The 11734-nt window shown below is 69.9% G+C and carries 10 protein-coding genes; 3 read left to right on the top strand and 7 right to left on the bottom strand.

What is annotated here, in order from left to right:
- Window positions 1-126 precede the first annotated feature (126 nt).
- Complete coding sequence (guaB, locus tag ABTZ89_RS27155; RefSeq protein WP_270954598.1) at window positions 127-1638, bottom strand: IMP dehydrogenase; 1512 nt, start codon at window positions 1636-1638, stop codon at window positions 127-129.
- A gap of 279 nt (window positions 1639-1917) precedes the next feature.
- On the opposite strand from guaB, the gene ABTZ89_RS27160 reads away from it, so the two are divergent.
- Window positions 1918-2292, top strand: a complete 375-nt coding sequence (locus ABTZ89_RS27160) for a DUF5319 domain-containing protein (RefSeq protein ID WP_270954604.1) — start codon at window positions 1918-1920, stop codon at window positions 2290-2292.
- A gap of 66 nt (window positions 2293-2358) precedes the next feature.
- Here ABTZ89_RS27160 and ABTZ89_RS27165 read toward each other — a convergent pair whose 3' ends face one another.
- The 4 genes from ABTZ89_RS27165 to ABTZ89_RS27180 all read right to left on the bottom strand — a co-directional run bounded on the left by ABTZ89_RS27165 (window position 2359) and on the right by ABTZ89_RS27180 (window position 6497).
- The gene (locus ABTZ89_RS27165; RefSeq protein ID WP_351049809.1) at window positions 2359-3456 is read right to left on the bottom strand and encodes an anti-sigma-D factor RsdA; all 1098 of its coding nucleotides are present in this window, start codon (window positions 3454-3456) and stop codon (window positions 2359-2361) included.
- Window positions 3457-4029 carry a sigma-70 family RNA polymerase sigma factor gene (locus ABTZ89_RS27170; RefSeq protein WP_093155087.1) on the bottom strand — a complete coding sequence of 191 codons (573 nt, stop codon included), beginning with the start codon at window positions 4027-4029 and terminating at the stop codon, window positions 3457-3459.
- Window positions 4030-4515: 486 nt separating this feature from the next.
- Window positions 4516-5112: a response regulator transcription factor gene (locus tag ABTZ89_RS27175; protein WP_029536209.1), complete on the bottom strand. Its 597-nt coding sequence runs from the start codon at window positions 5110-5112 to the stop codon at window positions 4516-4518.
- 299 nt (window positions 5113-5411) lie between these two features.
- Window positions 5412-6497, bottom strand: coding sequence for a MerR family transcriptional regulator (locus ABTZ89_RS27180; protein ID WP_270947696.1), 1086 nt, complete (start codon window positions 6495-6497; stop codon window positions 5412-5414).
- Between the two features lie 204 nt (window positions 6498-6701).
- Here ABTZ89_RS27180 and ABTZ89_RS27185 point away from each other — a divergent pair, with 204 nt between their 5' ends.
- A complete protein-coding gene (locus tag ABTZ89_RS27185) occupies window positions 6702-7007 on the top strand; it encodes a WhiB family transcriptional regulator (protein ID WP_093155089.1) in 306 nt (101 codons plus the stop codon).
- A 195-nt stretch (window positions 7008-7202) separates the two neighbouring features.
- On the opposite strand, the gene groL is transcribed toward ABTZ89_RS27185, so the two are convergent.
- Both groL and groES read right to left on the bottom strand, forming a co-directional pair.
- Complete coding sequence (gene groL, locus ABTZ89_RS27190) at window positions 7203-8828, bottom strand: chaperonin GroEL (RefSeq protein ID WP_270947695.1); 1626 nt, start codon at window positions 8826-8828, stop codon at window positions 7203-7205.
- A 133-nt stretch (window positions 8829-8961) separates the two neighbouring features.
- Window positions 8962-9252 (bottom strand): co-chaperone GroES, encoded by a 291-nt coding sequence (gene groES, locus ABTZ89_RS27195; protein WP_010316109.1) that lies wholly within the window; start codon window positions 9250-9252, stop codon window positions 8962-8964.
- 796 nt (window positions 9253-10048) lie between these two features.
- Between groES and ABTZ89_RS27200 the strand changes: the two genes are divergently transcribed.
- Entirely contained in the window at window positions 10049-11623 is a 1575-nt protein-coding gene (locus tag ABTZ89_RS27200; RefSeq protein WP_351049814.1) for an alkaline phosphatase D family protein, read from the top strand.
- Window positions 11624-11734 lie beyond the last annotated feature (111 nt).

The raw sequence follows: 11734 nt of genomic DNA on the forward strand, positions 1-11734 counted from the left end.
CGGCCACTTCTCGCGCCTTCCGGTACAAGTCGGCGAGTTCAGGTTCGGTCCGGCCGGCGTCCCGGAGCAGCGTGATCGCGAACTCGGCGCCGCACCCGTCCGGTGCGGCGGCCTGGTCGGGGTCGGTCAGCGGCCGGTGTAGTTCGGGGCCTCGACCGTCATCGTGATGTCGTGCGGGTGGCTCTCCTTGAGCCCCGCCGCGGTGATCCGGACCAGCTTCGCGTCCTGCATCTCCGGGATCGTGGTCGAGCCGGTGTAGCCCATGCCCGAGCGGAGACCGCCGACGAGCTGCGCCACGACCTGCGACAGCGGACCGCGGAACGGCACCCGGCCCTCAATGCCCTCCGGCACCAGCTTGTCCTCGGAGAGCACGTCGTCCTGGAAGTAGCGGTCCTTGGAGTAGGACTTGCCCTGGCCGCGCGACTGCATCGCGCCCAGCGAGCCCATGCCCCGGTAGACCTTGAACTGCTTGCCGTTGACCAGGACCAGCTCGCCCGGCGCCTCGGCGGTGCCCGCCAGCAGGCTGCCCAGCATCACCGAGCTGGCACCGGCGGCGATGGCCTTGCCGATGTCACCGGAGTACTGGATGCCGCCGTCGCCGATGATCGGCACGCCCGCCGGGCGGCAGGCCATGCTCGCCTCGTAGATCGCGCTGATCTGCGGCACGCCGACGCCGGCGACCACGCGGGTGGTGCAGATGGAGCCCGGCCCGACACCGACCTTCACCGCGTCCGCCCCGGCGTCGATCAGCGCCTGCGCGCCCGCGCGGGTCGCGACGTTGCCGCCGATCACGTCGACGGAGTTGCCCAGTTCCTTCTTCACCGTGGCGACGGTCTCCAGCACGGCGCGGGAGTGGCCGTGCGCGGTGTCCACGATCAGCACGTCGACACCGGCGTCCACCAGCGCCATCGCGCGCTCGTGCGAGTCCGCGCCGACGCCCACCGCGGCGCCGCACAGCAGGCGGCCGTCCGGGTCCTTGGTGGCGTCGGGGTACTGCTCGGTCTTGACGAAGTCCTTGACCGTGATCAGGCCGCGCAGCTTGCCCGCGCCGTCCACGATCGGCAGCTTCTCGATCTTGTTGCGGCGCAGCAGGCCGAGCGCGGCCTCCGCGGTGACGCCGACTTGCGCGGTGATCAGCGGAGCGGGGGTCATCACCTCGCGCACCCGGCGGGTGAAGTCGACCTCGAAGCGCATGTCGCGGTTGGTGATGATGCCGACCAGCGTGCCGTCCGGGTCGGTCACCGGGACGCCGGAGATGCGGAAGCGGGCGCACAGCGCATCCACCTCGGCGAGCGTGTCGTCCGGGGAACAGGTGACCGGGTCGGTGACCATGCCCGCCTCGGAGCGCTTGACCACCTCGACCTGGGAGGCCTGCTCCTCCACCGACAGGTTGCGCTGCAGGATGCCGACGCCGCCCTGGCGGGCCATCGCGATCGCCATCCGCGCCTCGGTCACGGTGTCCATCGCGGCGGACAGCAGCGGAATGCGCAGCCGGATGTTGCGGGAGAGCTGCGTGGACGTGTCGACTCCGCTGGGGATGACGTCCGACTCGTCGGGCAGCAGGAGCACGTCATCGAAGGTCAGACCCAGAGTCGCGAACTTCGAGGGGAGGCCGGGTGCAGTGAGTTCGCTGGTCATGGCGAGGGATGTGCCTTCCTTCACGCTACGGTCCACAAACCGGAGAATGCGGCTGGATTGTCCTCGGCGACCACGTCGTCGACGGAATGAGTACGACAACGCGACATCGGCTTCGGGGATTCCCCCAATGATAGAGACCACAGGTCAGGAAGCGGTTGGTGCGCCCTGGCAGTCGTGCGCCACGCCACCCGGCAGCAGTCTCGGGCGTGGCCAACTGCGCCCCGACAGCCCCACGAGGTGGACGCAGCCGGTACCGTGCGGGCCGTGCCGCACGATCCGATGCCCCCAGACCCGTTCGCGGGCGACCCGGAAGATCCGAGCATGGCACTCGGTGATGATCACGACGCCGACGACGGCCCGCCACTCGGCGAGGAGGAACGCGCCGAGCTGCTCGCCGATCTGACCGACCTCGCCGTCTACCAGGCCCTGCTGGAGCCCCGCGGCATCCGCGGCATCGTGGTGGACTGCGCCGACTGCGGCGAATGCCACTACCACGACTGGGAGCTGCTGCGGGCCAGCCTCGAGCAGCTGCTGCACGACGGCCGGATGCGCCCGCACGAGCCCGCTTTCGACCCGAATCCCAGCGAGTACGTGACGTGGGAGTACTGCCGCGGCTACGCGGACGGCGTCACGGAGAGCGAAACGACGCGCTGAACCGGCGCGTTCCAGGCGTACGAGAAGAGGGGCTCCCGCGGGAGCCCCTCTTCTGCGTTCAGCCGATCACGGGTTGCTGGTGCCGCTGCTGCTGTTGTGCGGGAACAGCCCGTTGTTCCAGCTGCTCGACGTCTCCGAGCTGCCGCTGGTCTCGCTGGGCGAGGTCGTCGTCTCCGACGGGGTCGACGAGGTCGGCGGGAGCGACGAGCTGTCCGACGGTTCGGTCGGCGGCGGCTGCGACGGCGACTGCGTCGAGCTCGGCGGCGTCGTCACCGGCAGCGTCTCGTTGCTGGTCGGCGGCTCCCCGCCCTGGTCGATCCGCTTGGTCAGCGAAGCGTGCGCGGCGCGCAGGTCCGATAAACCGTGCTCGTCGTCGACACCGCGCATCTGCTGCTGCGCGGCCTGCAGCGCGGCCTGGGCCTCGTAGCGGTTGCCGCGCTCGATCGCGCTCTCCGCGCTGTTGAGGTCTTCGCGCGCCGAACTCGCGGCCACCACCGCGCGGGTGTGGTCGGAGTAGAGGACCTGCGCGACGCCCCACAGCATGTCGCCGGGCTGCGCGTCACGAGCTGCCACGCCGACACCGGTGAAGCCGATCATCAGCACCGCGGCCGCGGTCGCGACCGGCACCAGGTGCCGCCGCTTGAGCCGCCGGCGCGGGCGCGTGCCCTCCGAGATCGCGGTGGCAGCGGTCTCCACGTCGACCAGATCGCCGATCGGCGAGGAGTCGACGTCCTGCCGCCAGGCCACCAGCAGTGCTTCCAGGCTGGGACGTTCGCCCTCCGCCGGGACCGCCACGTCGGGGTTGGTCCCGCCGAGCGCGTCCAGCAGTGCGTCGTCGTCCTGCAGCGCTGCCAGGTCGATCGGCTCGTCCAGGTCGTCGTGGTCGACCAGCTCACCGGAGTCGCCTGCGTCGTCCCCGTCTTCCGCGCGCTGGCGGAAGGCGAGCACCGCGGCGCCGTCCGCGTCAGCGTCGCTGCGGGAGGTTTCGGACTCGCCCGAGTCGGAATCCCGATGGTTGTCGATCAGTTCCGTTCCCTCGTCTGCGGGCTCCTCGGCGGGAGCCACGTCCCGCTCGTCCGCCCGGGTCGAACGGTCTTCGTGCTGGCCGGACTCGATCGGGTCGCGTCCTGCCTGCTCCCCCTCGGGCCCCTTCCGCTCAGCCATTCAGACCACCTCCTCCGCGGACAGCGTCTTTCGCAGCCGGGCCAACGCGCGGTGTTGAGCCACGCGTACTGCGCCCGGCGTAGAACCGACCGCTTCGGCGGTTTCCTCCGCCGACAACCCGACGACCACCCGGAGCAGCAGGATTTCCCGCTGCTTGGCCGGGAGGACGCGAAGTAGTTGCGCCATCCTGCCCGAGAGCTCACCTTGCATCGCCCGCTGCTCCGGACCGGCTTCGGACTCCGGGGTGTCCGGAACGTCCGCCACGGGTTCGGAGCGGTTGCGGGCCAACGCTCGGTGCGCATCAGCCACCTTGTGCGCGGCGATGCCGTACACGAACGCCAGAAAAGGACGACCCTGGTCCTTGTAGGAGGGCAACGCGGTGAGCACCGCGAGACACACCTCTTGGGCCACGTCGTCCGCCGAAGCGAACGACCTCTCGTTTCGTCCGACTCTGGCGCGGCAGTACCGCACCACCAAAGGACGGATTTCGGCTAGCAAGCGCTCGATCGACTGACGATCGCCGTCGACGGCGGCGCTTACAAGAGCGTCCAGCCCGTCCCCCACGTTGGTCATCGCAGACAGCAGCCCTGGTGTTACGCGTTCAAGCGACTCGGATTTGCCCGGCGGACTTCGCGTGCACCGCACGCCGCGCCGAGCTCACCGTACCGGCAGAGGAGTGCTCGATGAACAGGGAGTCGAGATCAAGGGCGGGCGTAGTCACCCGTCCACATCTACCAGACGCCTCACGAAATGGCGTTTCACCTGGTCATCGAGATCTTCCCCGGAACGGGCGATGAGTTCCGGGGAGAACGGGCGAAGAGATCCGGCGGCATTTCGCGGTGTTCAACCGATTTGCCGCCTATCGCCGTTCGGCCCGCTATCGGCCGACTCCGGCAGGACTATGGCTCGCGTCACTCCGCCCGTCCGGGCGCGGTTCCGGACAACTGGACGGTGACGCGAGCCACACTCACTTCCGTAACGTCAGCTCGCGCGAGGCCAACATCGTCGAACACCGGCGGCCATTCGGGTCGCCCGCCGATGCACCGGCGATCTAACGGATCAAGCGACGAGGCCGCGGCGGAAGCCGTGCGCCACGGCCTGCGCGCGGTCGCGGACGCCGAGCTTGCGGAACAGCCGGCGCGCGTGGGTCTTGACGGTGTCCTCCGACAGGTAGAGCTCGCGGCCGATCTGGCCGTTGCTCTTGCCCTGGCTCATGCCCCGCAGCACCTGGAGCTCGCGCTCCGTCAGCTGGACACCGGGGTCGGACGGTTGCCGGGGAGCGGGCACCGAAGTGCTCGCCAGCGTGTGCGCCAGCGCAGCGACCAGCTCCGGCCTCGAGGCGTCCCAGCGGAGGTATCCGCGGGCCCCACCGGCGATCGCCGCGGCGATGCTCGCCGCGTCGTCCGGTGCACCGAAGACGATCACGTTGGCTTGCGGGTGCGCCGAGACGAGCCGTCGAGTCGCCTCGACACCGTTCGGGACGGCGCGCTGGGTACCGACCAGCACGACGTCCACGGCCTGCCGCGAGAAGCGGGCCAGCAACTCGTCACCATGCGCGACGCAATCTATTCGACTCACTCCGGGGACAGCAGACATCACACGAGTGAGCCCTTCCCGGACGCTACGTCGGTCATCGCAGATCAGGACCGTCGTCACGGGAACTCCTTTCCTGCAGGCGAGTGACGTTCCACCTCCCCTATCGGACGCAGGGGCCAAAACCTTGACACGATCCGGTGCTTAATCCGTCAAGAAATTTCGCAATCAACCCATCCGAGCGGGGTTCACCGGATCGGAGCAAGGCGGACGGCGACTACCCCGTGCAGTCGCCCGTCACCCGTCATACCTGCAGTATTCACCCGATTGCTGATCGTTGTGGCCGAAATTTCGCCCGTCCGCAGGAACCCCAGAACGCGCCCTCATCCGATCGGTGTGACTTGTGTCACATGAGCCTCAACTCAGCCCAGAACGGTCTCCGAAACACGCGCCACAGCCGTCTCCAACGAGCCGAGCAGTTCCGCGTGCGAGGGCAGCGCCTCCGGCGACCACCCGGCGCCCGCCACGAACGCACGAGCCCGCTGCCGGGTGATCGGGATGTCCTCCAGGACCCGCGGAGAGGCGTAGTGCGACTGGTCGGCCCACAGGACGACGGCGGCGGGTGCTGAGCGCCGCACAGCGGCCGCCAGGCCCTCGCGGGGCAGCGAAGCACCGAACAGGCGGTGGCCGACGCGGTTGGCGGCCAGCGCGGCGGCGAGCGCCACGAGCTCGAGCTCCTGGGCCTCGCCGGGCGCCGGGGCGAGCACCACTGGACGCGGGTTGAGCGGCGCCGGGGCGGTGGCGATCACCGAGCGCAGCGCCGTGGAAGCGCAGTCGACCAGCAGCTGGAGCACTTCGATGCCGGATCCGGACCGCTGGCGGCGTTCGCTGACCGCGCGCAGGACCGGCTGCAGCATGTTCTGCCACACGGCGACGACGCCGTCGGCGTTCATCGCCTCGATCAGCAGCCGCTGCACGGACCAGGAGTCCAGCGCGAGCGCCGCCCGCCCCAGCCCTCGGGCCTCGGGGCCGGCGCCGGTGAGCTTCAGGCCCCGGCCACCGGTGTTGGAGCCGCCGACCAGCTTGAGGTCGTTGCCGCCGTCCAGAACACCGGACAGGAGCACGGGGCCACTGCCGGCATCCTCGGGCTGCTCCGCGACCTCCAGCGAGCGCTGCGGCGGCGGAGCGGCGACCGTGCGCGCGTACCGGGCGGCCTCCATCGGCGAAGCGCCGCGCAGCAGAGCGCGCTGCATCTGCTCGAGCCGCGCGATGTCGGCGGGTCCGTAGCGGCGGTGCCGGCCACTGGTGTGGTCGCTGGGGCCCAAGCCGTAGCGGCGGTCCCACGTGCGCAGAGTTGCGGGTGCGACGCCGAGGCGACGGGCCACCGCCGCGACGCTGAGCCGTGGTTCGTCGTCCGCTCCGGCGCCGTCCGAGGTGGCCGGTCGCCCCGAATCGTCGATCGGGACGGGGGTGTCCTCCCCTGGAGATGGTTCCGGCCGCGTCGTCACGCGGACATATTCCGGTTCCCGCCCGTTCGGGGCAAGCCGGTCGGTTCTCGATCACGCTGCCGAAAGATCACTCCAATGATGAACAAGTTTTGGCGCGATAAGGGTTGAACAAGTTTTGGCGCGGTTCTACGGTCGGATCATGCGAGGCTGCGGCGGGCCCGTCGCAGCAGGGAGGGGATCCACCGGTGGGAGGTGGTTGTCGCAATGGCAGACACTCGACGTCTTCCAGGACCGAACGCCGATATCTGGGATTGGCAGATACGAGGTTCTTGTCGAGGCATGGACAGCGCGTACTTCTTTCATCCGGACGGCGAGCGGGGTCCGGCGCGAGCTCGGCGCGAGGCGAAGGCAAAAGAGGTGTGCCAGCACTGCCCGGTGATCGCTCAATGCCGCGCCCACGCGTTGGCTGTGCAGGAGCCGTACGGCATCTGGGGCGGGCTGTCGGAGTCGGAGCGAGAAGTGATCATCAAAGCGCGCAAGCGCCAGCAGCTGGCGGTCGCGGCCAGCTGACCCGCTTGTGCTGATCGGGGCGGTCGGAGCCCCGGTCGCCGGAGTCGAATGACCACGAGGGGCGTCATTCGGCTCCGGGCGGAGCGGAACACGGAGATCGGGGCGGCACCCGCGCTGGGTGCCGCCCCGATCTCTTGGCGTTCTTGTGGTGCGGGCCGGGTCGTTCAGCCGACCCGCACCGCGGAACTCGTCAGGTCAGTGACCGTGGCCGTGGCCGTGCCCGTGACCGGCGGCCTCGGGGGCCTCTTCCTCGGGCTTCTCCACGACCGCGCTCTCGGTGGTGATGACCATGCGGGCGATGGAGGCCGCGTTGGCGACCGCGGAGCGGGTCACCTTCAGCGGGTCCACGATGCCCGACTGGACCAGGTCGCCGAACTCGTCGGTGGCGGCGTTGTAGCCCGAGCCCCAGTCGAGGTCGCGGACCTTGGCCACCACGACGGCGCCTTCCTGGCCCGCGTTGCTGGCGATCCAGTACAGCGGCGCCTCCAGCGCGCGGCGCACCAGCTGCACGCCGGTGGCCTCGTCACCGGAGAGCCCGAGGTCGTCGGACAGCACCTTGGCGGCGTGGATCAGGCTGGACCCACCGCCGGGCACGCTGCCCTCCTCGGCCGCGGCCTTGGCGGCGGCGACCGCGTCCTCGATGCGGGACTTGCGCTCCTTGAGCTCGGTCTCGGTGGCCGCGCCGACCTTGATCACCGCGACGCCGCCGCCCAGCTTGGCCAGGCGCTCCTGCAGCTTCTCGCGGTCCCAGTCGGAGTCGGTGGCCTCGATCTCCTTGCGGATCTGGTCCACCCGGTCCTTGACGTCCTCGGCGCTGCCGCGGCCGTCCACGATGGTCGTGGTGTCCTTGGTCACGGTGACGCGGCGGGCGGAGCCCAGCACCTCCGGACCGGCCTCGGCCAGCTTCAGCCCGACCTCGGGCGCGATGACCTGGGCGCCGGTGGCGACCGCCAGGTCGTCCAGGAACGCCTTGCGGCGGTCGCCGAAGAACGGCGCCTTGACCGCGACGACCTTGAGGGTCTTGCGCAGCGCGTTGACCGCCAGGGTGGACAGCGCCTCGCCCTCGACGTCCTCGGCGATGATCAGCAGCGGCTTGCCGTTCTGCGCGATCTTCTCGAGCAGCGGCAGCAGGTCCTGCAGGTTGGAGATCTTGTCCCGGTGCAGCAGGATCTGGGCGTCCTCCTGCACGACCTCCTGGCGCTCCGCGTCGGTGACGAAGTGCGGGGAGATGAAGCCCTTGTCGAACTGCAGGCCCTCGGTGATCTCCAGCTCGGTGGCCAGCGTCGAGGACTCCTCGATGCTGATCACGCCGTCCTCGCCGACCTTCTCCATCGCCTCGCCGATCAGCGCGCCGATCGACTCGTCGCGGGAGGACACGGTGGCGATCTGCGCGATGTTGTCGCGGCCCTTGACCGGGGTGGCCTTGCCCTTGAGGGCCTCCACCACGGCGTCGGTGGCCTTCTGCACACCGGCGTTCAGCGCCGTCGGGTTCGCGCCCGCGGCCAGGTTGCGCAGGCCCTCGCGGACCAGCGACTGGGCGAGCACGGTCGCGGTGGTGGTGCCGTCGCCCGCGACGTCGTTGGTCTTGGTGGCGACGTTCTTGGCGAGCTGGGCGCCCAGGTTCTCGAACGGGTCGCTCAGGTCGATCTCGCGGGCGATGGTCACGCCGTCGTTGGTGATCTGCGGTCCGCCGAACTGCTTGTCCAGCACGACGTGCCGGCCGCGGGGTCCGAGGGTGACCTTCACCGCGTCGGCGAGCTGGTTGACGCCGCTCTCCAGCGCGCGCCGGGCCTGCTCGTCGAAGGTGATCTGCTTAGCCATGATTGCAACAGCCCTTCACAGGTGCCTGATCTGGTCTTTCCACGTCCCGAGGCATCGCACCCCGGACATGGGACCGCCCCGGGGTCCCGCGGTCGGGACCGCCGGGGCGGCTACTGCTTCGCGCGTGGGTGCGTCAGTTGACGACGGCCAGCACGTCGCGGGCGGAGAGGATCAGGTACTCCTCGCCGTTGTACTTGACCTCGGTGCCGCCGTACTTGGAGTAGATGACGACGTCACCCTCCTTGACATCCACGGGGATGCGGTTTCCCTTGTCGTCCACGCGACCCGGGCCGACGGCCAGAACCTTGCCCTCCTGGGGCTTCTCCTTGGCGGTGTCCGGGATCACGATGCCGGACGCAGTCGTCGTCTCGGCCTCGCTCGCCTGGACGACGATCTTGTCCTCAAGCGGCTTGATGCTCGCCACGGTGTGACCTCCACCTTCTGGGGCCTTCGAAGCGTTGTCTGGGTTAAGACGGCTCCGTGGCTCCCCGCCGTCGCGGGTGCCGGGGCGCTGCGGCGCCGTTCTGCTAGCACTCTACCGACGAGAGTGCCAACGCTCAACAACCACCCGCATCCCCCGTTCGCCGGAGTGTCGCAGCACCCCCTCAGCGGCAGGTCGGCGCGATGCCCGAACCGCGGACCGGGGCGACCACCCGGCGTGCTCGTCCCGGTTCGCACCGCTACTCCGGCGGCTTCCGGCGCCGTCACCTGGGACGTCGTGACAGATGATCTACGCTGCGTGATCTTCGCAGGTAGATCGACATGCGGGAAACCTCACCAATCCCGGAGGCGGTGCACGGAAGTGGCGTTGTGTGCCCTAAGTTGCCAGGCATGCCAGCCCTCTCCAAGCCAGCGAACCGGCCGTGGGAACGTCGCCCCCGACCCGCGCGACCGCCCGGCCCACCCGGCCCGCCGACCCGAGCCGGTTGGCGCCCGAAATGAAGCCGACCAGCCGGCCGCGCTGAAAACCCGACGTTCCTGATCATCACCTCCGGCCGTCCCGATGTGGCCGCTTCTCGTGCACCGAGCCGGCCGCATCGGGCAACGGCGGAGAATCCGACTTCGAGCAGCAGTTCCCCGATCGCAGCAGCGTCGCCGCGCGAGCGACGCTGAGCCGGTTGGGCTGAACGGGGCAGTCTTGTCAGAAATTCACGTGGACCTCATCACAGTCCGGTAGTTTCCGGCGACCGAACGCCGGAAACGTTCTTGGAGGACCAGTGATGAACGAATCCCCCGTCCCGTTATCCAGCCGGGTCAGCCGGCGCGCCGTGCTCCTCGGTGGTGCGGCAGCGCTCGGGGCCACCGCGCTCGGCAGTTCCGCGCTCGCCAACGCCCTCTCCTCGCCCGGCGCGGGCCTCCCCCGCCTCGCCGATCCGTTCACCCTCGGCGTCGCCTCCGGTGACCCGATGCCCGACGGGGTCGTGCTGTGGACGCGGCTCGCCCCGAAGCCGACCGCCGACGACGGCCACGGCGGCATGCCGGACAAGGTCGTGCCGGTGCAGTGGGAAGTCGCCGAGGACGAGAAGTTCACCAAGATCGTGCAGAGCGGCGAGACCGACGCCGCCCCGGAGTACGCGCACAGCGTGCACGTCGAGCTGGAAGGCCTGCAGCCCGGCGCCGAGTACTTCTACCGCTTCCGCGCCGAAGGCGAGATCTCGCCGGTCGGCCGCACCCGCACCACCCCGGCACCGGATGCGCTCAGCGAGCTGACCATGTGCTTCGCCTCCTGCGCGCACTACGGCGAGGGCTACTTCACCGCCTACCGCCGGATGGCCGAGGACGACCCGCACCTGATCCTGCACCTCGGCGACTACCAGTACGAGTACGCCGCCAAGGACGGCGACGTGCGGGAGGTGGTGGGGCCGGAAACCCGCACCCTGGCCAACTACCGGCAGCGCTACGCCCAGTACAAGACCGACGCGGACCTGCAGCTGGCGCACGCGACCGCGCCGTGGGTGGTGGTCTTCGACGACCACGAGGTGCAGAACAACTGGGCCGACGAGACGCCGCAGAAGCCCGACGACGGGTTCCTCGACCGGCGGAAAGCCGCTTTCCGGGCCTACTACGAGAACATGCCGCTGCGCAGCACCGCGAAGCCCTCGGGCATCGACCTGCAGCTCTACCGGCGGCTCCAGTGGGGTTCGCTGGTCAACTTCCACATGCTCGACACCCGCCAGTACCGCGACGACCAGGCCTGCGGCGACGGCTGGCAGTCCGGCTGCACCGAGCGCGAGGACCCGAAGCGGTCGCTCACCGGCGAGGAGCAGGAGAAGTGGGTCCTCGACGGGTTCCAGAAGACGACCGCGCGCTGGGACGTGCTGGGCCAGCAGGTGTTCTTCTCCAAGCTCGACCGCACCCCGGGCGACGGCGAGAAGTACAGCATGGACTCCTGGGACGGCTACGTGGCCAACCGCGACCGGATCGCCACCGCGATGGCCGACAGCGCGGTCCGCAACGGCGTCGTGCTCACCGGTGACGTGCACCGGCACTGGGCCGCCGAGATCAAGCGCACCCACGACGACCCGGACTCCCCCGCCGTCGGCACCGAGTTCGTCACGACCTCGGTGACCAGCGGCGGGGACGGCGAGGGCGGCGGCAACGAGGACGTGCTGAAGGAGAACCCGCACGTGAAGTTCTACGCCGACCGGCGGGGTTACGTGCGCACGAAGTTCACCGAGGGCGAGCTGCGCGCGGACCACCGCGTGCTCGCGAAGGTGACCGAGAAGGACGCCCCGGCGGAGACGGCGAAGTCGTTCGTCGTCGAAGACGGCAACCCGAAGCTGAACCCGGTGTAGCGGTTCTGCTGGTCGAGTCCCGGGAGCCCATTGTGGTGCGAAAGCCCCCCACCGGGCACACGGGGCCGGGCCCGGCTGCACACCGCCCACCACCGCACGGCGACCGCCGGG

It is taken from the genome of Saccharopolyspora sp. NPDC002686, from assembly GCF_040295745.1.
Taxonomy (GTDB): domain Bacteria; phylum Actinomycetota; class Actinomycetes; order Mycobacteriales; family Pseudonocardiaceae; genus Saccharopolyspora; species Saccharopolyspora oryzae.